Source organism: Streptomyces sp. NPDC014623 (assembly GCF_043088245.1).
In the GTDB taxonomy this organism is placed as follows: Bacteria; Actinomycetota; Actinomycetes; order Streptomycetales; family Streptomycetaceae; genus Streptomyces.
The window spans coordinates 108,730-129,649 of the sequence record NZ_JBIBZU010000005.1 but is presented as its reverse complement, the minus strand read 5'-3'; the positions used below and the strand labels follow the sequence as shown (position 1 = coordinate 129,649).

25 protein-coding genes are annotated in these 20,920 nt (G+C 68.7%); 19 read left to right on the top strand and 6 right to left on the bottom strand.

Annotation, left to right across the window (positions count from 1 at the left end; genetic code table 11):
- Positions 1-272: 272 nt before the first annotated feature.
- A complete protein-coding gene (locus ACF1FZ_RS11075; protein ID WP_391773075.1) occupies positions 273-716 on the bottom strand; it encodes a hypothetical protein in 444 nt (147 codons plus the stop codon).
- Between the two features lie 123 nt (positions 717-839).
- Here ACF1FZ_RS11075 and ACF1FZ_RS11070 point away from each other — a divergent pair, with 123 nt between their 5' ends.
- From ACF1FZ_RS11070 to ACF1FZ_RS11010, 13 genes are all read left to right on the top strand, one after another.
- On the top strand, positions 840-1,163 hold the full coding sequence (locus ACF1FZ_RS11070) for a gas vesicle protein (protein WP_391773074.1): 324 nt from the start codon (positions 840-842) through the stop codon (positions 1,161-1,163).
- 32 nt (positions 1,164-1,195) lie between these two features.
- Positions 1,196-1,642: a gas vesicle protein GvpJ gene (gene gvpJ, locus ACF1FZ_RS11065; protein WP_391773073.1), complete on the top strand. Its 447-nt coding sequence runs from the start codon at positions 1,196-1,198 to the stop codon at positions 1,640-1,642.
- 3 nt (positions 1,643-1,645) lie between these two features.
- Positions 1,646-2,395, top strand: coding sequence for a GvpL/GvpF family gas vesicle protein (locus ACF1FZ_RS11060; protein ID WP_391773072.1), 750 nt, complete (start codon positions 1,646-1,648; stop codon positions 2,393-2,395).
- 1 nt (position 2,396) lies between these two features.
- Positions 2,397-2,651 carry a gas vesicle protein GvpG gene (locus ACF1FZ_RS11055; RefSeq protein ID WP_391773071.1) on the top strand — a complete coding sequence of 85 codons (255 nt, stop codon included), beginning with the start codon at positions 2,397-2,399 and terminating at the stop codon, positions 2,649-2,651.
- 7 nt (positions 2,652-2,658) lie between these two features.
- Positions 2,659-3,555 (top strand): histone protein, encoded by an 897-nt coding sequence (locus ACF1FZ_RS11050; RefSeq protein ID WP_391773070.1) that lies wholly within the window; start codon positions 2,659-2,661, stop codon positions 3,553-3,555.
- Positions 3,556-3,561: 6 nt separating this feature from the next.
- Complete coding sequence (locus tag ACF1FZ_RS11045; RefSeq protein WP_391773069.1) at positions 3,562-4,623, top strand: SRPBCC family protein; 1,062 nt, start codon at positions 3,562-3,564, stop codon at positions 4,621-4,623.
- Positions 4,620-4,955: a gas vesicle protein gene (locus ACF1FZ_RS11040; protein ID WP_391773068.1), complete on the top strand. Its 336-nt coding sequence runs from the start codon at positions 4,620-4,622 to the stop codon at positions 4,953-4,955. Before ACF1FZ_RS11045 ends, ACF1FZ_RS11040 begins: the two co-directional genes overlap by 4 nt.
- Positions 4,956-4,974: 19 nt before the next feature.
- The gene (locus ACF1FZ_RS11035) at positions 4,975-5,790 is read left to right on the top strand and encodes a GvpL/GvpF family gas vesicle protein (protein ID WP_391773067.1); all 816 of its coding nucleotides are present in this window, start codon (positions 4,975-4,977) and stop codon (positions 5,788-5,790) included.
- On the top strand, positions 5,790-6,017 hold the full coding sequence (locus tag ACF1FZ_RS11030; protein WP_391773066.1) for a gas vesicle protein: 228 nt from the start codon (positions 5,790-5,792) through the stop codon (positions 6,015-6,017). Before ACF1FZ_RS11035 ends, ACF1FZ_RS11030 begins: the two co-directional genes overlap by 1 nt.
- On the top strand, positions 6,014-6,292 hold the full coding sequence (locus ACF1FZ_RS11025) for a gas vesicle protein K (RefSeq protein WP_391773065.1): 279 nt from the start codon (positions 6,014-6,016) through the stop codon (positions 6,290-6,292). Before ACF1FZ_RS11030 ends, ACF1FZ_RS11025 begins: the two co-directional genes overlap by 4 nt.
- 119 nt (positions 6,293-6,411) lie before the next feature.
- Positions 6,412-6,567, top strand: a complete 156-nt coding sequence (locus ACF1FZ_RS11020; RefSeq protein ID WP_391773064.1) for a DUF6131 family protein — start codon at positions 6,412-6,414, stop codon at positions 6,565-6,567.
- 103 nt (positions 6,568-6,670) lie between these two features.
- The gene (locus ACF1FZ_RS11015; RefSeq protein ID WP_391773063.1) at positions 6,671-7,339 is read left to right on the top strand and encodes a lytic polysaccharide monooxygenase; all 669 of its coding nucleotides are present in this window, start codon (positions 6,671-6,673) and stop codon (positions 7,337-7,339) included.
- A gap of 182 nt (positions 7,340-7,521) precedes the next feature.
- Entirely contained in the window at positions 7,522-9,204 is a 1,683-nt protein-coding gene (locus ACF1FZ_RS11010) for an MFS transporter (protein WP_391773062.1), read from the top strand.
- Positions 9,205-9,347: 143 nt separating this feature from the next.
- On the opposite strand, the gene ACF1FZ_RS11005 is transcribed toward ACF1FZ_RS11010, so the two are convergent.
- From ACF1FZ_RS11005 to ACF1FZ_RS10995, 3 genes are all read right to left on the bottom strand, one after another.
- The gene (locus ACF1FZ_RS11005; RefSeq protein WP_391773061.1) at positions 9,348-9,929 is read right to left on the bottom strand and encodes an N-acetylmuramoyl-L-alanine amidase; all 582 of its coding nucleotides are present in this window, start codon (positions 9,927-9,929) and stop codon (positions 9,348-9,350) included.
- A 108-nt stretch (positions 9,930-10,037) separates the two neighbouring features.
- Entirely contained in the window at positions 10,038-11,327 is a 1,290-nt protein-coding gene (locus tag ACF1FZ_RS11000; protein WP_391773060.1) for an SWF or SNF family helicase, read from the bottom strand.
- Positions 11,324-14,206, bottom strand: a complete 2,883-nt coding sequence (locus tag ACF1FZ_RS10995) for an SNF2-related protein (protein ID WP_391773059.1) — start codon at positions 14,204-14,206, stop codon at positions 11,324-11,326. Before ACF1FZ_RS10995 ends, ACF1FZ_RS11000 begins: the two co-directional genes overlap by 4 nt.
- Before the next feature lie 258 nt (positions 14,207-14,464).
- Here ACF1FZ_RS10995 and ACF1FZ_RS10990 point away from each other — a divergent pair, with 258 nt between their 5' ends.
- From ACF1FZ_RS10990 to ACF1FZ_RS10980, 3 genes are all read left to right on the top strand, one after another.
- Complete coding sequence (locus tag ACF1FZ_RS10990; RefSeq protein ID WP_391773058.1) at positions 14,465-15,529, top strand: fatty acid desaturase family protein; 1,065 nt, start codon at positions 14,465-14,467, stop codon at positions 15,527-15,529.
- A 96-nt stretch (positions 15,530-15,625) separates the two neighbouring features.
- A complete protein-coding gene (locus ACF1FZ_RS10985; protein ID WP_028442276.1) occupies positions 15,626-15,808 on the top strand; it encodes a hypothetical protein in 183 nt (60 codons plus the stop codon).
- The gene (locus ACF1FZ_RS10980; RefSeq protein WP_391773057.1) at positions 15,805-16,347 is read left to right on the top strand and encodes an MOSC domain-containing protein; all 543 of its coding nucleotides are present in this window, start codon (positions 15,805-15,807) and stop codon (positions 16,345-16,347) included. Before ACF1FZ_RS10985 ends, ACF1FZ_RS10980 begins: the two co-directional genes overlap by 4 nt.
- A 53-nt stretch (positions 16,348-16,400) precedes the next feature.
- Here ACF1FZ_RS10980 and ACF1FZ_RS10975 read toward each other — a convergent pair whose 3' ends face one another.
- Positions 16,401-17,288 carry a hypothetical protein gene (locus ACF1FZ_RS10975; RefSeq protein WP_391773056.1) on the bottom strand — a complete coding sequence of 296 codons (888 nt, stop codon included), beginning with the start codon at positions 17,286-17,288 and terminating at the stop codon, positions 16,401-16,403.
- Between the two features lie 205 nt (positions 17,289-17,493).
- Here ACF1FZ_RS10975 and ACF1FZ_RS10970 point away from each other — a divergent pair, with 205 nt between their 5' ends.
- Positions 17,494-18,417, top strand: a complete 924-nt coding sequence (locus ACF1FZ_RS10970; protein ID WP_391773257.1) for an oxygenase MpaB family protein — start codon at positions 17,494-17,496, stop codon at positions 18,415-18,417.
- 52 nt (positions 18,418-18,469) lie between these two features.
- Here ACF1FZ_RS10970 and ACF1FZ_RS10965 read toward each other — a convergent pair whose 3' ends face one another.
- A complete protein-coding gene (locus tag ACF1FZ_RS10965; protein ID WP_391773055.1) occupies positions 18,470-19,069 on the bottom strand; it encodes a class I SAM-dependent methyltransferase in 600 nt (199 codons plus the stop codon).
- A gap of 328 nt (positions 19,070-19,397) precedes the next feature.
- Here ACF1FZ_RS10965 and ACF1FZ_RS10960 point away from each other — a divergent pair, with 328 nt between their 5' ends.
- Positions 19,398-19,808, top strand: a complete 411-nt coding sequence (locus ACF1FZ_RS10960) for a roadblock/LC7 domain-containing protein (RefSeq protein ID WP_391773054.1) — start codon at positions 19,398-19,400, stop codon at positions 19,806-19,808.
- Between the two features lie 107 nt (positions 19,809-19,915).
- Positions 19,916-20,887: a DUF6397 family protein gene (locus ACF1FZ_RS10955; protein ID WP_391773053.1), complete on the top strand. Its 972-nt coding sequence runs from the start codon at positions 19,916-19,918 to the stop codon at positions 20,885-20,887.
- Positions 20,888-20,920 lie beyond the last annotated feature (33 nt).

Below are 20,920 nucleotides of genomic sequence, written 5' to 3'. Positions count from 1 at the left end.
GGCCGTCCACTTCAGGGGCTGTTCGGCCGTCCACGTTCGACCCTCCACGTGGTGACGACACGCTCCACGGGAACACCGCGCTCCTCGGCCCGCGCGCACCCGTAGGACCGCCGGTCCAGCCGCCCCGGTCCGTGTGTGCCGGTGTCGATCCGGAGAAGAGCTCGACGTGACCGCCTGCCGGAGCAGTCCGCGCGACGGATCGGGCCGCTCCGGACGGCAGTCGAGCTCCACAGCGGTCCCGCTTCGACGCAGGGCCTCTGCCGGATCCACGGTCAAGGCCGTGCGGTGTGGTGGGGATGACCGTGGGTACGGCGGGTTTCCTTCATCTCCGCCTCGTAGAGGTGGCGCCGCCCTCCCACGAGCTCCTGGCGCACCCGCTCCTCCACTGCGGTGAACGGCCGGTAGTACGTGTCGTCATACGCCTCGACGAGCTGGAAGGTCCAGTGACCAGGGATCACGTTGCGGCCCAGGATCTCCCGTTCGACCAGATCGGCCTGCTCCGCATGGCCACCCATCCGGAGCAGCTCGACCGCCCGGTCCAGTGTCAGATCCGCGCCGCCCGTGAGCTGGTGGAACCCGTAGAGCTGCCCTCGGGCACGTTCCACTTTCTCCAGCGCCTCGGTCAACGCTCCGAGCGCCTCAATGGTCGTGTCGCCGGCCCCGGACGGCCGTACGTGCTCTTCATCAGGCCTACGAGGGCCATCGCTCTCACTCATGCGTACGACTGTGCACATGCCCGGGGCGCGGCGTCCCGCCGGAACGCCGAAAGGGTGAGTGCTTTTCCCCGCCCGGTCGTCCGTCGAGATGCGCCGGAACCGATCCTGATCAGACTGGGTTCCATGGCAGAGAATCGTCGCGCCCGGACCGGGCACACCGCAGCGAAAACGGCAGCCCCCCGCTCCTCGTCCCGACGCGGCCCCGAGGACGCTGCCCGCGCTGCCTGCGAGAGCCTGGAAAGCCTGATCCGTCACCCCGCGGAGGGGGTGTCGGCCGTGCGACGCATCGACGACGGATGGTGTGTCGTCGTCGACGTACTCGAAGTGCCCCGCATCCCGGACACCACGAGCCTGCTGGCCTCCTACGAGGTGCAGATCGATGAGCGGGGCGAACTCAAGGAGTACAGCAGAGTCCGCCGCTACCGCCGCGGCTCCGCCGACGAATGACCCGTTTCGCCCCTCACCCGGAAGGACGCTCCATGACCACGACGATGTACGCCGACGAAGTCGCCCCGTGTCCGCCCAGGGCAGGCACGCTCTACGACGTTCTGGAACTCATCCTCGACCGGGGCATGGTCATCGACGTGTTCGTCCGGGTGTCGCTCGTCGGCATCGAGATCCTCAAGATAGACGCGCGCATCGTCATCGCGAGCGTGGACACCTACTTGCGCTTCGCCGAGGCGTGCAACCGGCTCGACCTGGAGCGTGACTCGGGCAGCACCACCATTCCCGAGTTGCTCGGCGGACGCGCCGCCAAGTCGGTCGGCAAGCGCAAGGTGCGTAAGGCGGCGGAGTCCGTCGGCGACTCGGTGCGCAAGGCGGTGGGCAGCGGCGAGGAGGACGACGACGACCAGGACGAGCGGCCGAAGAAGCGCCGGGCATCCGCGCGCGACGGGGCGAGCCGGCGCCGGTACGCGGAGGCGTGAGCCATGACCGAGAACGGTGTGTACGTCTACGCCTTCATCCCGGCGGGAGAGGCGCTTCCGGCCGACGCGGTCGGTGTCGGCAGTCCTCCGGCTGCCCTGCGGCTGGTCGGTGACGGCAGAGTCACCGCCGTTGTGAGTGATGCTCCACCACAACTACGGGCTAGGAGACGCGATCTGATGGCGCATCAGGAACTGTTGCTGCGGCTTTCGGACGGTGGCCCCGTGCTGCCCATGCGGTTCGGTGTGGTTGCGCCGGACGAGGCGTCGATCTGCGCTCAGCTGGCCGGATCGCAGGCCGAGCACCTCGCGACTCTCCGCCACCTCGATCGAAGCGTGGAGATCAACGTCAAGGCGCTTCCCGCCCAGGGCGCGCTCGCGGCCGTCGTCGCCGAGGAGAAGGGCGTGCGACGTCTGCGCGAGGCGGTCCGCAGACGCCCCGACTACGAGGCCAATGTCCGACTCGGTGAGGCCGTGGCCACAGCTTTGTCGCGCAGGGCTTCCGAGGCAGGGAAGAAGCTCCTGCACGAACTCACTCCTACGGCTCGTGCGGTGGCTGCTGGGCCGGAGGTGCCAGGGTGCGCACTCAACGTCTCGTTCCTCGTCGGCCGGAGCGAGAGCGACGCCTTCCGGGCGGCGGTGCGGCGGTTCGCAGACGCACACCGGGAACGTGTCGAGCTCCGCGTCGCGGGGCCGCTGCCCTGCTACAGCTTCGTCTCCTCCGGCGGTCCGCGGCGAACGGCCGCAGGGGTCTGACATGGGACTTTTCACCGGCCTGCTTCTGCTGCCCCTCGCGCCGGTCCGCGGCGTGATCTGGGTCGCCGAGAAGGTGAATGAGACCGCTGATCGTGAGCTGCACGACCCGGGTGTGATCAGGGCCCAGCTCGCCGCGCTGAACCAGGAACTCGAGGACGGCAACGTCAGCCTCAAGGAATTCGAGCGGGAAGAGGAGAAGCTGCTAGACCGCCTCTACGCCGTGCGAGTCCGCCCCGCGCCGAACCATCGAAGGTGACTGACCCATGGAAGATCAGACAAAGGCTACGCTCGCAGCTGCGCTGGTGGGCGGATACGTACTCGGTCGCACGAAGAAGGGCCGTCTGGCCCTCTCTGTCGCCACTTATCTGGCGGGCAGGCGCTTCGGCCTGGAACCGCGCCAGCTCGCCGCTGAAGGCGTGCGCAGACTGAGCGAGATGCCGCAATTCGAAAAACTGCAGGACCAACTCAAGGGCGAAGTCCTCGAATCCGGCAAGAAGGCACTGACGGCTGTCACGGACCGCAGCATGAATTCGCTGGCCGACGCCATCAGCGACCGGACGGCACGGCTGAGGAAGTCTGACGAGGAAGACGAAGAAGGCGAAGAGGACGAAGAGTACGAGGGCGAGGAAGAGGGGGAGGAGGGCGAGGAAGAAGAGCCGGAGGGGAACGGGGAAGAGGAACCGGACGAGGAAGAGGAAGAGGAAGAGGAAGAGGAAGAGGAACCGGACGAGGAAGAGGAGGAGCCGGAGGGGGACGAGGAAGAGGAAGAGGAGCCGGAGGGGGACGAGGAAGAGGAAGAGGAGCCGGAAGAGGCGCAGCCGAGTGCGCGCCGGGGTGAACCCTCCGGTGAAGAGAGCAGGAGCAGAACCGGCAAGAAGACGGCGGCGAAGAAGCAGCCTGCTGCAAAGAAGGCTCCTGCCAGGAAGGCGCCGCAGAAGAAGGCCGCGGCCAAGAAGAAGGCGGCTGCCAAGGAAACGGCCCCGGCAAAGAAAGCGCCCCCGGCCAAGAAGACGGCCCCGACGAAGAAGTCCGCAGCCCGCAAGGCGCCTGCCAAGAAGTCGGCCCCGGCCAAGAAAGCCACGGCCCGGAAGACCGCTTCAGCCAGGAAGGCGACGTCATCGAAGCGAACCGCGTCCAAGCGCGGCGAACGGCAGAGGTAGGCATTCATGGCCAGGACGGACAAGGACGAACCCGAGGCAGAGGCCTCAGGCATGGACCGCATCCGCGAGGAGCTCTCGAACTTCGTCGGCGCGCAGACCGAGAAGCTCGCGCAGAAGGCCGGTGAAAAGCTGACCGGCCTTACGGGGCAGCTCGCCGACATCTCCGAAAACGGTGGTTCGCTGCCGTCGATCGCTTCTCGTGTCATGCAGGGCGATTCCCCGGTGAAAGCATTCGTCTCGGAGAAGGCCGGGAACGTCAAGGACAAAGTTGTGGACAAGGCCAAGGAGGCGTTCGGGGGTGGGAAGGGGAAGAGTAAGTCCAGTGGGGGCAAGTCCATGAATATCATCGAGGTCCTCGATGTAGGCGTGCCCCTGCGTGACGCGTACGACCACTGGACGCGGTACGACAAGTTCGGCAGTTTCGCCAAAGGTGTGCAGAGCGTCTCGATGGACGAGGAGATGTCGAGCGACTGGAAGGTCAAGATCGGCCCCTCCTCGCGCGGTTTCAAAGCGACGGTCCAGGAACAGGTGCCCGACGATCGCATCGTGTGGACCTCCGAGGGTGCCAAGGGCTCCACACGTGGTTGTGTCAGCTTCCACGAACTGGCGCCGAGCCTCACCCGGATCGTCTTGGTGATCGAATACTTCCCCTCGGGGTTCTTCGAGAAGACGGGAAATCTGTGGCGGGTGCAGGGCCGTCGCATGCGACTCGACTTCAAACTCTTCCAGCGGTTCGTCACGCTGACCGACGAGGAGCCCGAGGGCTGGCGCGGTGAGATCCGCGACGGGGAAGTGGTCGTGAGCCACGAAGACGCTATGGAAAAAGAGGAAGCCGAAGGCGAGGACTCCGAGGAGGACGACTCCGACTACGAGGGCGAAGAGGAGCCGGAGGACGAGGAGGAAGAAGAGCCTGAGGAGGAGGGCGAGGACGAGGACGAAGAGGAGGACGAGGAGCCCGAGGAGGAGTACGAGGACGACGAAGAACCGGAAGACGACGAAGAGGAGGAAGAGCCTGAGGGCGAGGAGCCCGCCCCCCGAAAGCGACGTGGACGGAGGGCGTCAAGGTGACTGATCTCGACCTCGGGCGGGACGCGTATCCCATCCCGGGGCCGCCGAACACCAACCTCGCCGACATCCTCGAACGTGTCCTCGACAAGGGCATCGTCATCGCGGGTGACATCAAGATCGATCTCCTCGACATCGAGCTGCTCACCATCCGGCTCCGCCTGTTCGTGGCCTCGGTGGATACCGCGAAGAAGGCCGGCATCGACTGGTGGGAGACGGACCCCGCACTGAGTTCGCGCGCCGCCCGTCACTCCCTCCAGGACGAGAACCGAGAGCTGCGCGAGCGCCTGGAAGCGCTCGAGTCGAAGACGGACAAGAAGCCGGACCAGCGATGAGCGAGGAGGACCAGGCCACATGACGGAGCGGGGACCCGAACAGATTTCGGACGCAAACGCCCTCTACGTGTTCGCGGTGTGCAAGGCGCCTGACCCGGCGGTGCTCGCGGGCTTGTCGGGTGTCGCGGTGGACGAACGGTTGCGCCGGCTGCGGTTCGACGAGCTGACCGCGATCGTTCAGACCGTCAGAGCGGCCGACTTCACGGACGAGGTATGGCAGGCCCGTATGTCCGACCGGGACGAGCTCGAACGATACGCACGCGCCCATCACGAGGTGGTGTCGGCGGCTGCCGCCTCGTGCCCTACCGTCCCTCTCCCGCTGGCCACTCTCTATCACGGCGAGAAACGGGCCCGACAGGCGCTCCTCGGCGAGGCCGAGCGTTTCCGCGCAGCCCTGGAGCGCACGGCGGACCATTCCGAATGGGGTGTCAAGGTGTACGCGGCCGAGCCCTCGGCGCCGGAACCCGGCCCCGCCCCGGTCCCGCCCCCGGCCGCACGCTCACGCCCGGCTCCCGGAGCAGGCCTCGCCTATCTGGAACGTAGGCGAGGAGCGCAGGAGCGACGCGAACGGCGGCACGAAGACGTCCTACGGCTCGCCGAAACGGTGGACGCCGCATTCCGGAACGTCGCCGCCGCGGCCCGCAGGCTGCGGTTGCACTCTCCGGAACCCGCGGGGAAGGGCCACGTCCACGTACTCAACGCGACTTACCTGGTGGCGGAGCATCGCGCGGCAGAATTCAGGGCACTCACCAGGGCGCTGCGGGACACGACCGGAGCCCGGATCGACATCTCGGGACCCTGGGTGCCGTACTCCTTCGTCGGAGAGGTGCAGTGATGGAACGCGAGGTGGTGCCCTGGGACGGTCCCGAGCCGTTGAGCGGCCCCATCGGGGTGCCTCTGGTCGACCTGCTGGACCGGGTTCTGGCGACGGGCGTGGTGATCAGCGGTGACCTGGTGATCGCGATTGCGGACGTTCCGCTCGTGCGGCTGTCCCTCCATGCGCTGCTCTCCTCCGTCAACGAACGTGTTCCGGCACCCTGGGCGGACGGAGGTCCGCTGTGACCACCTCACGGCTCGACGTCGACTCGGACCGGTTGGGGCGGGACCTCGTGGCTCTGGTGCTGACCGTGGTGGAACTGCTGCGGCAGTTGATGGAGCGGCAAGCCATTCGCCGCATCGATCAGGGGGATCTCACCGACCACCAGGTGGAGGAGATCGGGACGACGCTCATGCTGCTCGACCAGCGGATGACGGAGCTCTGCGAACAACATGGGGTGCGTCCTGAGGACCTCAATCTGGACCTCGGCCCACTGGGGAGTCTTCTGCCTCGCGATTGACCTGCGCCCGGCCGGAGTGCACAGCAGCACAGTCACTGCTCTGGGCATGACGGCTTTTGAGGCATATTCTCATATATGTGTACGTTCTTCGTGCGGGTGCGTTGCGACCGGAGGTAGTCATGATCATCATCGGAGCCATCCTTCTGATACTCGGCCTGGTGACAGGGGTCGGCGTCCTGTGGACCATCGGGATCATCCTGCTCGTGATCGGGCTCGCCCTGTGGCTCCTGGGGACTGTGGGGCATGCGGTCGGAGGCCGGCGTCACTACTGGTGATGTCGCGCGGATGTTTGAGGGGTGAGTGGCGGGGCAAAGCCCAAGTGGCGCGGGAGCGCTCCCACGCCGGTGGATCCCCCACCTCCGAAATGGAGATCGCACCATGAATTGTCATGATCGTGTCAATTTAAGCGGCTGGGCCCTACGCCTCGGCGGCGCACTGGTCGCCGCCGTTCTGTGCCTCCTTCCGTGGACAGGAACCGCGAGTGCCCATGGCTCCGTCGTCGACCCGGCTTCCCGTAACTACGGCTGCTGGTTGCGCTGGGGTGACGACTTCCAGAACCCGGCCATGGCGCAGGAAGATCCCATGTGCTGGCAGGCCTGGCAGGCCGACCCGAATGCCATGTGGAACTGGAACGGGCTGTACCGCAATGGTTCGGGCGGTAACTTCCCCGCCGCCGTGCCCGACGGTCAGCTGTGCAGCGGTGGCCGGGCGGAGGGCGGGCGGTACGACTCCCTCGACGCGGTGGGGGCCTGGAAGACCACGGACATCACCGATGACTTCAAGGTGAAGCTGCACGACCAGGCCAGTCATGGAGCCGACTACTTTAAGGTCTACGTCTCCCGGCAGGGCGTCGACCCCGCCGCGAAGGCGCTGGGCTGGGGTGACCTCCAGTTGGTCGCCGAGACCGGCAGCTACGCCCCTAGCCAGAACTACGAGATCCCGGTGAGCACCTCGGGCTTCAGTGGCCGCCACGTCGTCTACACGATCTGGCAGGCGTCACACATGGACCAGACGTACTTCCTGTGCAGCGATGTGAACTTCGCCTGAGTCTGCCGTCTGCTCCGACCTGGGCCCCGCCGGTCTTCCCTGTCCGGCGGGACCTTCGAACATTTATTCATATAAACGTTCGTGCATGCGTCGCGTGATCGATTGGCGACTCCGTCAGGCTCGTCCTAACGTCGATGAGTGAGCGTTTCTGTTCACTGTCGACTCCTGTGGCACGCAGCGCTATGACTGGATCCCGAACGAAGTCCTCGCCGATTGCCGACTCCCCGGAGCGGAGCCGCGGCAAGGGGATCGCCCTGCTCATCATCGCCTCGTGCCAGCTCATGGTGGTTCTCGACATCACCATCGTGAACATCGCCCTGCCGCATATCCAGTCCTCCCTCGGCTTCTCGACGGAGGGCCTGTCGTGGGTGATCAACGCCTACACCTTGACCTTCGGCGGACTGCTTCTGCTGGGCGGACGGCTGGGTGACATTCTCGGGCGTCGCAGAGTCTTCGTCTTCGGGGTGCTGCTCTTCGTGCTGGCCTCTCTGCTGGGCGGCCTTTCGCAGGAATCCTGGCAACTGCTCGCAGCGCGCGCGCTGCAGGGTGTCGGTGGCGCGATCGCCTCGCCGACCGCGCTCTCCCTCATCACCACGACCTTCCGTGAAGGTCCCGAGCGAAACCGGGCGTTCGGCGTGTTCGCCGCGGTGTCCGCGGGCGGCAGCGCGATCGGACTTCTCGCCGGTGGTCTGCTGGTGGAGTGGCTCGACTGGCGCTGGGTGCTCTTCGTCAACGTGCCCATCGGCCTGCTGATCGCCCTCGCGACGCCTCGGTACATCAAGGAATCCGAACGCCACCCCGGCCACTTCGACCTTTTCGGAGCGCTCACCTCCACGCTCGGAATGGTGTTGCTCGTCTACGGTTTCATCCGGGCTTCGGAGGACGGCTGGACCGACTCACTGACCATAGGGGCCTTCGTGGGTGCCGTGGTCTTCCTGGTGGTCTTCCTGGCCGTCGAGCGCCGGTCGAGGCAGCCCATCACGCCACTGCCCATGTTCCGGGACCGAAACCGTGCCGGCGCCTACGGGATGATGCTGAGTCTGGCCGCGGCGATGTTCGGCATGTTCTTCTTCCTGACTCTCTTCGTGCAGAACATCCTGGACTTCAGCCCGCTGCGGGCCGGACTGGCATTCCTGCCGGTGAGCGCGATCATCGCGATCGGTGCGGGACTTGCCTCGCAGCTGTTGCCCAGGTGGGGGCCCAAACCCTTCATGGTGATGGGTGCGCTCTTCGCGGCGGCGGGGCTCGGGTGGCTCACGCTGACAGACGCCCACAGCACCTACTCGGGCAGCATTCTCGGACCCATCCTGGTCTTCGGTTTCGGCATGGGCATGCAATTCGTGTCGCTGACGCTGATGGCTGTGTCGGACGTCGCACCCAGAGAGGCGGGCGCGGCCTCCGGGGTCCTCAACGCCACCCAGCAAGTGGGCGGTTCCCTCGGACTGTCCATTCTGGTCACGGTGTTCGGCACCGCCAGTCGCAACGAGGCGACGGATCAGGTTCCCCGCTTCCTGGCCGAGGCGACCCCCGCTCAGCAACTGGAGTTCCGCAGGACGGGCGAACTTCCCGCACCGTGGGGTGACCAGGTGCTGGCCTCGGGCGTCTCCAGCGCGTTCGTCGTCGCCGCGATCTTCTCCGTCGCCGCGGCGCTGATCGCGCTGCTCGTCATCCAGGTCCGGTCCTCCGACCTGGAACGGTTGCGGGGCGGAGGGGCCGTGGGGCCGTCGGCGGCTACGGAGGACGGCTCCACGGAGGAGGACACAGCCGAAAGCACCTCGAAGGCGGTCCGCACGGGCCGTGCGCGGGACACCGGAGTTCCGGCACGGAAACGAGAGGGAGGTGAGGGTTCCGCCCCACCCGGATAGGGCATCTTTCGCCCGCGGTCCCGGCCGGCGACCGCACATGTGCCGGGCCTCGCGGAATCGTCCGCGCGGCCGGGGCGGCCTCGCTCACCGGCGGCACCGGGATCATCGGCGGGGTGCCACCGACGGCCTTCCCCCGGCCGGAGTCAGGCCAGATTGACGAGGCGGATGTAGCGCACCCAGTCCCAGTGGAACCCGGGGTCGGTGTGGTCGCTGCCCGGCACCTCGTGATGGCCGATGATGTGCGCGCGGTCCTTGGGAAGGCTGTAGCGGTCGCAGATGTCCGCCGTGAGCCTCGCCGACCGCTCGTACATCGCGTGGGTGAAGTATGCAGGCTGGTCCACCCAGCCCTCGTGCTCGATGCCGATGCTCCTGGTGTTGTGGTCCCAGTTGCCCGCGTGCCAGGCGATGTCCCGCTCCCGCACGCACTGGGCCACGAAACCGTCGCCCGAACGCACCACGTAGTGGGCGGACACCTGCTTCGCCGGATTCTGGAAGATGCCGATCGTCTGGGTGAACGTCTGCTGGGCGACGTGGACGATGACGAAGTCGACCGGATGAGCCGAAGGGCGGCTCGACGGCGTGTAGTTGGACGTGGACGCCGGATGCCACTGAGCTTCGGGGTGGTCGGTGTCCCCCGTGGGGACGGCCACGGCCCGGACGGACGACGGAAGGAGCGCCGCGGTGGCCGTGACCGCGGCGCCCTGAAGAATCCGTCTGCGCTGCATCAGCACTCCTGTGTGTGGGACGTGGAACCGGTCCACGGCTCAACACGCGCCGCCCCACCGTACGGTTCCGCGTGAGTGGAAACCGTAGGTGAGGAGGGCCCCGGAGCTTCAGCAGCCGGACAGAACTCCGGCCAGGGCGGACGCCGGATCGTCCTCTCCCGGTCCGGCCGGTACCCACCGGCCCCGCTCCTTGGCATACGGCCACCATCGCCCGTCGCGCCCGTACCGCAGCTGCGCGCCGGAACCGGCCGTGGTCCAGCGGTTGCCGACGGCACGCAGCTGCGGCCTCTCGCCCTCCTCCCACGCCGTGGCGAGCTGTGCCCGGGCCCGGGCGAGCTCGTCCCGGTCCGGCAGCCACTCTTCGTCGTACACCGTGAGCCCGGCCGCCCCGCCGTATTCCCAGGCCCGCACCGCGATGTCGAGCCCGGCCCGCCCGCGCCCGGACGCCACGCCCAAGCGGGCCGCGATCCGGTCGCCGGGGCAGCCGTCGGCGGCCATCCGGACGGCGTCCTGTTCCGCCGTCAAACCCGCTGCCAGGGGCTGCTGGTCATGATCCGTGGCAAGCGCCTCCGTCAGCATCGCGAACGCCCGTACGGCCGTGTCCGCCACCAGGAACTCCAGGGCGGAAGGATCGATACCCGCAGCCGGATCCGTCACGGTGTCCAGCGACGGGGGCACGCCCGGCTCCGCGGGCAGGGGCGGTACATCAGGCAGCGACGGCAGAATGTCCCGAGCCGTGTACGCCTCGTCGGCCCGTACCCCCCGCGACGGTGGTCCGGCCGGATCCTCCGCCGGCGCCTCGCCAAGCCTCCGGCGGACGGCACGAGCGGTGCTGCGCACCTGCAGCTCGTCGAGCAGCCGCCGCTCGTCGCGCCCCCGCAACAGCAGCAGGACGAACGGATCCTGGTCGAGCAGCCGCGCCACCTGGTAGCACAGCGCGCCCGAATGCGGGCAGTGGTCCCAGTTCCCGCAGCTGCACTCCGGCTCCAGGTCACCGATTCCCGGCAGCAGGTCGAGTCCGGTGGCGGCGGCGTCCGCCACCAGATGCGGTGGCATCTCACGGTCGAGCAGAGCGGCGATGTGCCCGGACCGTTCGGATGCCATGTCCAGGAAGCGGTCCCACTCCTCCTCGCTGAGCTCCTGGAGCAGCACATCACTGCGGTACGCCGTCGAGTCGCGGTCCTGTACCACCGCGGTGAGCCGGCCGGGCCGGACGGACACCGCGCCGACCCTGCCCTCGCGGGCCAGCCCCCTCCCTTTCTTCAGCTGCTGACCGTCGAGTGCCGTGTCCTCCAGTGCCTTCAGCCACGCCCGTCCCCACCAGGAGGAGGCGAATCCGCGGCCCTGTGCGGGCGGAAGCGCTGCGAACGTACGCTCCGGCTCGTCACTCCCGTTCATCGTGCTTCTCCTCGCAGTTCGACCAGCTCGGCCAGCTCCGCATCGCTCAGTTCCGTCAGGGCGGCCTCGCCGCTGCCCAGCACCGCGTCCGCGAGCCCTTGCTTCCGGGCCAGCATGGCAGCGATCCGGTCCTCGACGGTGCCCTCGGCGATCAGCCGGTGCACCTGTACGGGCTGGGTCTGCCCGATCCGGTACGCGCGGTCGGTGGCCTGCGCCTCCACCGCCGGATTCCACCAGCGGTCGAAGTGCACGACATGGCCGGCCCGGGTGAGGTTGAGGCCCGTGCCCGCGGCCTTGAGCGACAGCAGGAAAACCGGTGCCTCGCCCGCCTGGAAGCGACTCACCATGGCCTCCCGCTCGGCGACCGGAGTGCCACCGTGCAGGAACTGGGTGCGGACGCCGCGCGCCGCCAGATGCTGTTCGAGCAGCCGCGCCATCTGCACGTACTGGGTGAACACCAGCACGCTCGCGCCCTCGGCGGTGATCGTGTCGAGGAGCTCGTCCAGCAGCTCCACCTTCCCCGAACGGCCCGCGATCCGCGGCCGCTCCTCCTTGAGGTACTGCGCCGGGTGGTTGCAGATCTGCTTGAGGGCGGTCAGCAGTTTCATCACCAGCCCGCGCCGCGCGAAACCGTCCGCGCCGGAGATCTCGTCGAGCGTCTCGCGCACCACTGCCTCGTACAGGCCGGCCTGTTCCGTCGTGAGCGACACGGCGCGGTCGGTCTCCGTCTTCGGCGGAAGCTCCGGTGCGATGCCGGGATCGGACTTGCGGCGCCGCAGGAGGAACGGGCGGACCAGCGAGGCGAGCCGTTCGGCAGCGGCCGGGTCGTTGCCTCCTTCCACCGCGCTCGCGTAGCGGGCACGAAACGTACCGAGCCGCCCGAGCAGCCCGGGAGTCGTCCAGTCGAGGATCGCCCACAGCTCGGAGAGGTTGTTCTCCACCGGGGTACCGGTGAGGGCGACGCGGGTCCGCCCGCCGATGGCGCGCAGCTGTTTCGCGGTCGCCGAGTGCGGGTTCTTGACGTGCTGCGCCTCGTCGGCGACGACCATGCCCCAGGGCACCTGCGCCAGCCGCGTCGCGTCGAGACGCATCGTGCCGTAGGTGGTGAGTACGAACTCCCCGTCCGCCAGGCCCTCCAGCGAACGTGACCCACCGTGGAAACGGCGTACCGGTGCGCCAGGGGCGAACTTCTCGATCTCCCGCTGCCAGTTGCCCATCAGCGACGTGGGGCACACGACGAGCGTGGGGCCCGCTGCTTCCGGCCCGATTTCCTGACGGTGCAGGTGGAGAGCGATCAGCGTGATCGTCTTGCCGAGACCCATGTCGTCGGCGAGACAGCAGCCGAGACCGAGCGAGGTCATGGTGTGCAGCCAGTCCAGACCGCGCAGCTGGTAGTCGCGCAGACTCGCGTCGAGCGCGTCCGGCTGCCCGACCGCCCCACGGCCGTCCGGTTCCGGGTCGGCGATCCTTTCACGGAGCCGCTCGAGCCAGCCCGCCGCGGCCACTTCCACCCGGCGTCCGTCGACTTCGGTGGTTCCGGTCAGTACAGCCCCCAGCGCGTCGATGGGGGCGACCTTGCGGTCTCGGGTGCTGCGGGCCCGCCGGGCGTCCTCCGGATCGATGAGCACCCACTGATCACGCAGCCTGACCAGCGGTCTGCCCGCCTCGGCCAGTCGGTCGAGCTCCGCCCGGCTCAGATCCGTGCCGCCCAGGGCGAAGGACCAGTCGAATGCGAGCAGCGCGTCGGCCGACAGGAAGGACGAAGTGTCCGACGGAGGCAGCCGGGTATGCGTGTCGTCGCCGCCCCCCGGGCCGATCACGGCCCGTGCGGTGAGCTTTCTCGCCAGTTCCCTGGGCCAGTGCACCTGGACACCGGTCGCGGCGAGCGCGGTGGCCGCCGGGCCCAGCAGCTCCGTGATCTCTTCGTCGGCAGGCTCGACCGCATCCGGAACGGCGGCCGACAGAAGGGGCGTCAGCGGAGGCCAGGCGCGGGCGGCGCGCCGCAGGGCGAGGAGGGCGTCCATACGGGCGCGTGGACCGAACAGCGATGCGGCGGGGGAGCGGTCGGCCCATACGTCCGCCGCGTCGGCGACCAGGGCCGGATCCTGGACGCTGTGGATCTGCAGGACCGCACGGAAGGAGGGGGCGCGGCCGGGACTGCCGTCCTCCGGGCCCTGCGCATCGCGGAGCCCCGGGACCTCGATGCGAAGGGACAGCCGCACACCCGCGTCGTGACCGGCCGCCACGTCGGCGGCCCACGGCCGCAGACCGGGCAGATGCTGTGCCGCGGAGGCGGCGAACGCAGGTGTGCCCGTGACGAATCCGGCCGCCGGCGTACGCGGCAATCCGTCCGCCACCGCGTCGAGGAACGCCCGCAGCAGCGTCTCGGGCTCGGCCAGCATCACAGGAGAAACGGCCGCGTCGAGCGGCACGGCGTGAGCCTCAGGGGGCATGGAAGCCGCCAGTGTCCGGATCCGCTCGAGGTCCTCCGCGGTCAGTGGCCCGGCACGCCAGGCATCGTGGTCCGTGGGACTCAGTCCGGGCAGCAGCAGTCCACGCGCGACGAGTTGCAGCGCGAGGACCCCGGCGGCGCCCCAGAACGCCGCGGAGGGGGAGGCGTGAGCGTTCGCCCGTGCCCGTGTCAGGACCGGCAGCGCGTCCCGCACGGGCATCAGCGAGGCGGGAACCACGTAAGGGCGGGCGTCGCTTCCGACGACCGTCAGGTCCGTCGGACTGCCTGAATCGCCGGGAGGGGTGCTACCGTCCGCATTCCAGAACGCGATCAGGCCGGTACGGGCCGGATCCGCGGGGAGGAAGACTGCGGAGCAGCGGGACAGTTCAGAGATCTCGTCGGGTGTTGCCGCAGGGAGCCTGTGCACAGCGATGTCGGATTCCTCAAATTTGACTAGTGAGTCCGGGGTCGCCGAGGGTACTCCACCCACGGCCCGCTCCGGGAGAAACGCACAGTGATCCACCTCACTCGTTTCTGTCTTCTGAAGCCTGGGGTGCAGCCCGCACCACCACCGGACACGGGGGATTCCCCCCGCACGGCCGGGGTGATGGCGCCATGGCTGTCGCAGGCTCGCTCTCCGTACGTTTGACGAGGTCAGCGCAGATGCCCAGAAACCGGAGACGCCATGCCCCAGGCGGTAACAGCCACCGTCGCCCCACATCCCCGCGACGGATCGGAGAGGCCGGCGGGCCGCCAGGCCCCCGGCAGTGATTTCGCACCGCTCCTGAAGGACGTCAGGGACCAGGGGCTCCTGGAACGGCGTACGGGCTGGTACGCGGCGGGGATCGCCGCCAATCTGGCCGCACTGGGGATCGTGGTCACCGGCATGGCGCTCCTGGGTGACACCTGGTGGAACTTGTTCCTCACCCTGCCGCTGGCCGTTCTGTGGACCCGTACGGCCTTCTACGGACACGACGCGGGCCACGCCCAGATAACCGGCGGCCGCAGGGCCGGCAGGGTCATCGGCTTCGTGCACGCCAATCTGCTGCTCGGTATGAACGAGGCCTGGTGGAACGACAAGCACGTGCGTCACCACGCCAACCCGAATCACATAGACAAGGATCCGGATGTCGGGGTGGGCGCCCTGGTGTGGACCCAGAAACAGGCCGCTCAGCGCGAGGGTTTCGCCCGCTGGCTCACCCGTAACCAGGCACGGCTCTTCTTCCCGATGCTGCTCCTCGAAGGCATCGCCCTCAAGATCTACGGCTTCCAGTTCCTGCGGCGACAGCCCACCCGTGAACGCGCGTTCTCCGGGTTCCTGCTGGCCGGCCACCTCGCGCTGTACACCATGCTGCTCCTGACCGTCATGTCCCCGGGCAAGGCCGTCGTCTTCGCCTTCGTGCACCATGCGCTGTTCGGTCTTCACCTGGGCATGGCCTTCGCCCCGAACCACAAGGGCATGGAGATGCCCGACCCCGACGGTGACCGCTGGGGGCATCTGCAGCGTCAGGTCCTCACCTCGCGCAACGTGCGGGGCGCCGTGCTCACCGACTGGTTCCTGGGCGGCCTCAACTACCAGATCGAGCACCACCTCTTCCCGAACATGCCCCGGCCCCACCTGCGGCTGGCACAGCCGCTGGTGAAGGCGCACTGCGCATCGATCGGGATGCCGTACGCGGAGACAGGCGTCATCGAGTCCTACCGGCAGGCGCTGCAGCACATGCACGAGGTCGGCGAGCCGCTCCGGTAGACCGCTGCGGAGCCTGTTGCGCACAGCAGGAACCGACGGGGGCGCACAGGCGTTCTCCCAGCAGAAGCGGCTCCGGCCGCGGAGGAGGCACGGATCATGTCGAACGGTGCAAAGATCGCCATCGGGGGAGTCGTCGCGGCAGTCGTCCTGATTCCGTTCATCGGGTTCTGGTGGTCGCTGCTGGTCCTCATCGGCGTACCCACGGTGGGATACCTGATGCTCGACCCGTCGCAGAGGCGCAGGCTCCGCAGGATCAGCCGTAAGGAGATAGGGCGGTGAACGGCACGGTCGCCGCGGTGAACAGCAACGGCGTGTATTCCTTCTCCAAGCCGAACAGGGACGCTGTCACGCTGCTGGCCGGACTCGGTGTGGAGGGCGACGTCCACGCCGGTGTCACGGTGAAGCACCGGTCCCGGATCGCCCAGGACCCGACGCAGCCCAATCTGCGTCAGGTCCACCTCATCCACCAGGAGCTCTTCGCCGAGCTCGGGGACGCGGGATTCGAGGTCGGCCCGGGGAGCCTGGGCGAGAACATCACCACCAGTGGTATCGAGCTCCTCGCCCTTCCCGTGGGCACGTTGCTCCACCTCGGCGAAGAGGCCGTGGTCGAGGTGACCGGCCTGCGGAACCCGTGCCTGCAGATCGACAACTTCCAGGGCGGTCTGCTCAAGCAGGTGGTCGGCCTCGCGGAGGACGGCACCGTGGTCCGCAAGGCCGGGATCATGGGCGTCGTCACGGCGGGTGGAGTCGTACGGCCCGGTGACGCGGTCAAGGCCGAGCTGCCGGCCGAGCCGCACCGTCCCCTGGAGCGGGTGTAGCTCACACGGGGCGCGCCGGCAGGAAGCGGCCGGCCCGTGCGCGCCGCGCGGAGTCAGGACGGCCGTACGGCCAGTTCGTCGAGCGACTTCAGCAGCCCCGGCAGTTCGGGGCCGCGACCGACCGTCATGATCTCGCCCGGTTCTTCGTCCAGCAAGATGAACGCGATGTCGTCGGTCCTGGCCACGAGGGACCAGCCGGGGCCGTCGGCGCGCAGCATCCGCGCTCCACCAGGGGCGAACGAGGAGCGGATCCGGCCGGGCGGGGGCGGAGAGCTGACGTACGCCCGGGCTGCTTCGAGCGCCTTGCGGACGCCGGGGTGCTGCCCGGAGCCGGTGGGTGCCGCCGGGCTCTCCTGTTCCCCGGCACCAGCCTCTCCGGCAAGGGCCCCGGTGGTCGGGGCCCTCTCGGCCGACGAGGGCCCCCCGGGCCGGCCGAACGCGGTCCTGTCGTCGATCTGCTCGCGCCACTCGGCCCATTGCAGGGCTATCTCATCCGCCCCTAGACGCCGCTGGGGAGGCCCCCATGCCTCGGTGTCCGGCGGCGACAGGGGCGCCGGGCCCTCACCGTCAGGGCCGGGCAACGGGTCGTGCGGCTCGGGAACGCCGGGCGCGGCGACCGCCAGGGCGAGCGGCCACCCCGGCAGTGCGCAGACCACCGCGCGGTCGTCGGGAGAGAGGTCGTACTCCATCCCGCAGTCCCACGAGGCGATGGCGACAGCCACCAGAGAGACGTCCTCGACGACCACTGTCCAGCGGGCGCCGCCACTGTCCTGGCCGAGCACCAGACCGTACCCCTCGGCGTACGGGGCGAGGCCAAGCGCGGCGCACGCGGCCACGTAGTCGTCGCCGAGCACACCGGGGAACCGTGCGGGGGTCAGCAGCACCGCGGTCAGCACGAACAGTGCGTCCTCGTCGGCGGCGGTGTCGTCCGTCCCTGCCACAGCACCCACCCTTATCCCTGGCCGCTTGTACCGTCGGCGCACCTTACTATCCGGTAACCGTCTCGTCGAGACCCTGACGGGCGTCAAAGGGCACCTGCCCGGGGGCACGGCCGGCCCTCGGCGCGTGTTCACGACACTCTCGGACCGTGGTGCCGTCCTGACCGGCACCCGTAGGGTTGTGGCTCCGGCCGACGAGAGGGACAGCATGGTCAAGCGGTACGACCGCCTGAAGGAGATCCAGCGCCTGGACCCGGAGCGGGACTTCCTGGAGATCTACCGGCTCACCGTGTCGTACGAATTCCCCTGGGACATCACCCGTGCACTCGAACTCGCCCTCTACCGCACCTATGCCGTCCCCAGCATCGGCCGGCTGCTGGCGGAAACGGGGGAACTGACGGAGCGTTCACAGAAGAGGTACGACGACACCGCGCTTCTTCTCGACACCGTCGTCGAGCACGGCTTCGACAGTGAGGCGGGCCGCACGGCGGTCCGGCGGATCAACCGGATGCACCGCAGCTACGACATCAGCAACGACGACATGCGCTACGTGCTGTGCACGTTCGTCGTCGCCCCCAAACGCTGGCTGGACGCGTATGGATGGCGAAAGCTGTCCGGCCACGAGGTGCGTGCCTTCGCCGCGTACTACCGCACCCTCGGCGCCCGCATGGGCATCCAGGACGTGCCACAGACGTACGAGGACTTCGAACGGACCCTCACCTCCTACGAGGAGGAGCACTTCGGCTGGGACGAGGGCGCACGCACGGTCTCCGACGCCACACTGGCCCTGATGGGATCCTGGTATCCGCGCCCGCTGGCCCCCGCGGTCCGCGCAGCCGGCCTCGCCCTGCTCGACGACTCGCTGCTGCGGGCGTTCCGCTACGAGCGGCCGGGCCCTCTCACCCGCGGGCTGGTCCACGGCGCCCTGCGCCTGAGGGCTCGTGCCGTGCGGCTCCTGCCGCCGCGCTCGACCCCCCACTACGCCCGCCAGAACCCCGAGATCAGGAGTTACCCGGACGGTTACGAGGTCGTCCGGCTCGGCACGTTCCCCACTCCGGGCATGCGCGGCTGCCCCGTGCCGCACGGCCGGCCTTCGGACATACCGGCTGGGGGTACCGGGACGTCCGGCTGACCAGCGGTGGCCGCTCGGTGGAGATCATGCGGCCCGGAGCGACGGACGCTGCTCAACCGGTCCGTTCGGCCAGTACCAGGAAGCGGCTGTCCTCGTCGGTGTAGGTGTCCAGCCGCCAGCCTGTCTCTGCCAGCAGGGCCGTGAGACGGGGCTCGGCACGCAGATCGCCGCCCGAGAGCGACCTGCCCTGCCGTGCAGCCAGTGCTGCCCGTCCGACAGGGTGGAACAGGGCAAGCCGCCCACCCGGGCGCACCACCCGAGCCAGTTCCGCCAGACCCTGCCCCGGATGCGGGAGGTGCGAGATCAGCCCTGCGGCGAAAACGGCGTCGAGCGCCCCGGTGCGCAGCGGAAGACGTGCGGCATCCGCCAGCAGCAGGGCGCCACTCGCTCCTCTTCCCGCCCGCAGGGCCGCATGCAGCATCGCGGGAGTCAGGTCGGCCCCGAGCACCGTTCCACCGGGCCCGACCGCTGTGCGCAGCGCCGGCAGTGCCCGGCCCGTACCGCAGCCCGCGTCGAGCACGGCGCCACCGGGACGCAGACCGAGCTTGCCGACAGCGGCGGCATGGGCGGGGCCGTCATCAGGGAAACGGCTGTCCCACTCCGCCGCCCGCACGGAGAAGAAGTCCTGGACGTGTGTGTGGTCGTCGGCCATACCGACATGATCGCGCAGTCCGTATTCAAGCGAAACAATATGAAGTAATGCGCATAGTTCGACTGTCTTCGATCGTTAGAGAAAATTTCACGTACTGCTCATCCTTCTCGACCCGGTCGGCCGACGCACGGCCCTGAGTGAGGTGAGGGCCCGGGCGACGCCGTCCATATTCCTGCCATGTCCCGGAAGCCGGTGTTCCGCGAGGGGTGGTCCCATGGCGCGAAGCCGCGCCCCCGGAGCAGGGAGGCGCTTGCCCGCAGGAGAGCCGTGCGTAAGGCTTGCGGGGAAGCACGGGAGCGGGGACCGGATGAACGGGGAGGACGAGCACATGGCGCTGGACCGGGGACTTGACTGGCTTCTTGACGATCTCACCAGCCGGGTGGAGCACATCCAGCACGCGCTGGTGCTGTCGAACGACGGACTGGTGACCGGCGCCAGCACAAGCCTGGTCCGGGAGGATGCGGAGCATCTGGCGGCGGTCTCGTCAGGCCTCCAGAGCCTGGCCCGCGGATCGGGGCGCCACTTCGGAGCGGGAAGAGCACGCCAGACCATGGTGGAATTCGACGAGGCGTTGCTCTTCGTGACCGCGGCGGGGGACGGCAGCTGCCTGTGCGTGCTCACTGCCGCCGAAGCCGACGTGGGTCAGGTCGCCTACGAGATGACCTTGTTGGTGAACCGGGTGGGCGAACACCTCGGCGTGACGGCGCGACAGGGCGTGGAGAGCGCCGACCCTATCTGACCTGCAGCTTCTGTGGGTGCGAAGGAGTTGTCCACAGGCTCGGCGAGTGCTTCCTCCCCGGTCTACCGTGGTCACACGGAGTATTCGACCTCATGGGGGAGGAAGCCATGACCGTTTCGGAAGCCGCTCGCCCGCGTACTGGTGGCACGACGGCAACTGTGTGCGTGTCCGCGGGGCGCGCAGCTCAGGAACTGACGTTGAAGCGCGGCGAGTTCGATCTCGCCCTTCATCTGGGTCTGATCGGGACCGAGCCGGCGAAGGGCGGGACGAGGCCGAGGGTACGGCAGGAGGAGATCGACCGGCTGCGCGCACTGCCGGGGTTCCCCGAGTCGCTTCGTGAACAGGTGCGGACAGCAGGGACGGCGGAAGGCGCCACGCTGCTCGGAGTCAGCCCTGTGCGCTTCACCGGTCTGGCCCGCATCGGGTGCGTCTCACCGGTGGCGTTCTATCTGAACCGATACCGTGCGGTGGTCTGGCTCTATCTGGTGGACGAGCTCATCGGCTTCGCCGCGAGGGAACCTGATCTGATCGCGGGGAAGAGCCCGGTGGGAATGCGGACCATGCTGGAGGCCGGCACCGACTGGCGCGCGCGTAACTGGCGTTCACGCAGGATCGACCGGTTGCTGGGCCGTGCGCAAGACCCGTGGGCACGCGCGGCTCTGCAGGCATCCGCTCTGGACCCGGTCCAGCTCGCGGAGGTGGTGGAGGATCCCTACGAGCGCGCCTACCTGGCTCGGATGCAGCCGGAGGCCGCCCTCGGACGCCCGGGCTCCGTATCAGGGAGGGAGGCCATGACGAGGCTGATGCTGGCGGACGACCCGGACGAGATCCTCTGGCGCCGGGTGAATCTGACGCTGGAGTTGGAGCGGGCACGTGAGCTCCGGCCTGCCCCGCGTCCCGGATACGACCCCGTGTTGCGTCCGGCTCCGGACCGACCGGCTCCCGGACGGCCGGTGCTGCACGGTCCGGGGCGGCTGACCGGTCGGGCGCCCGGTCGTCCTGATGTGCGGCGCTCAGGTGCCGGACGAGGGCTTCTCGCCCGGATCGGACTGCGCAGGCCCGCGCGCACTGACCGCTGAACCGATTGCGTGAGACTGTCCGGCCAGGCATCT

Excerpts from the sequence above, each read along its gene's own strand:
- ACF1FZ_RS11075 (WP_391773075.1), bottom strand. The coding sequence starts at position 716 with ATGAGTGAGAGCGATGGCCCTCGTAGGCCTGATGAAGAGCACGTACGG.
- ACF1FZ_RS11070 (WP_391773074.1), top strand. The coding sequence starts at position 840 with ATGGCAGAGAATCGTCGCGCCCGGACCGGGCACACCGCAGCGAAAACG.
- gvpJ (WP_391773073.1), top strand. The coding sequence starts at position 1,196 with ATGACCACGACGATGTACGCCGACGAAGTCGCCCCGTGTCCGCCCAGG.
- ACF1FZ_RS11060 (WP_391773072.1), top strand. The coding sequence starts at position 1,646 with ATGACCGAGAACGGTGTGTACGTCTACGCCTTCATCCCGGCGGGAGAG.
- ACF1FZ_RS11055 (WP_391773071.1), top strand. The coding sequence starts at position 2,397 with ATGGGACTTTTCACCGGCCTGCTTCTGCTGCCCCTCGCGCCGGTCCGC.
- ACF1FZ_RS11050 (WP_391773070.1), top strand. The coding sequence starts at position 2,659 with ATGGAAGATCAGACAAAGGCTACGCTCGCAGCTGCGCTGGTGGGCGGA.
- ACF1FZ_RS11045 (WP_391773069.1), top strand. The coding sequence starts at position 3,562 with ATGGCCAGGACGGACAAGGACGAACCCGAGGCAGAGGCCTCAGGCATG.
- ACF1FZ_RS11035 (WP_391773067.1), top strand. The coding sequence starts at position 4,975 with ATGACGGAGCGGGGACCCGAACAGATTTCGGACGCAAACGCCCTCTAC.
- ACF1FZ_RS11030 (WP_391773066.1), top strand. The coding sequence starts at position 5,790 with ATGGAACGCGAGGTGGTGCCCTGGGACGGTCCCGAGCCGTTGAGCGGC.
- ACF1FZ_RS11020 (WP_391773064.1), top strand. The coding sequence starts at position 6,412 with ATGATCATCATCGGAGCCATCCTTCTGATACTCGGCCTGGTGACAGGG.
- ACF1FZ_RS11015 (WP_391773063.1), top strand. The coding sequence starts at position 6,671 with ATGAATTGTCATGATCGTGTCAATTTAAGCGGCTGGGCCCTACGCCTC.
- ACF1FZ_RS11010 (WP_391773062.1), top strand. The coding sequence starts at position 7,522 with ATGACTGGATCCCGAACGAAGTCCTCGCCGATTGCCGACTCCCCGGAG.
- ACF1FZ_RS11005 (WP_391773061.1), bottom strand. The coding sequence starts at position 9,929 with ATGCAGCGCAGACGGATTCTTCAGGGCGCCGCGGTCACGGCCACCGCG.
- ACF1FZ_RS11000 (WP_391773060.1), bottom strand. The coding sequence starts at position 11,327 with ATGAACGGGAGTGACGAGCCGGAGCGTACGTTCGCAGCGCTTCCGCCC.
- ACF1FZ_RS10990 (WP_391773058.1), top strand. The coding sequence starts at position 14,465 with ATGCCCCAGGCGGTAACAGCCACCGTCGCCCCACATCCCCGCGACGGA.
- ACF1FZ_RS10985 (WP_028442276.1), top strand. The coding sequence starts at position 15,626 with ATGTCGAACGGTGCAAAGATCGCCATCGGGGGAGTCGTCGCGGCAGTC.
- ACF1FZ_RS10970 (WP_391773257.1), top strand. The coding sequence starts at position 17,494 with ATGGTCAAGCGGTACGACCGCCTGAAGGAGATCCAGCGCCTGGACCCG.
- ACF1FZ_RS10965 (WP_391773055.1), bottom strand. The coding sequence starts at position 19,069 with ATGGCCGACGACCACACACACGTCCAGGACTTCTTCTCCGTGCGGGCG.
- ACF1FZ_RS10960 (WP_391773054.1), top strand. The coding sequence starts at position 19,398 with ATGGCGCTGGACCGGGGACTTGACTGGCTTCTTGACGATCTCACCAGC.
- ACF1FZ_RS10955 (WP_391773053.1), top strand. The coding sequence starts at position 19,916 with ATGACCGTTTCGGAAGCCGCTCGCCCGCGTACTGGTGGCACGACGGCA.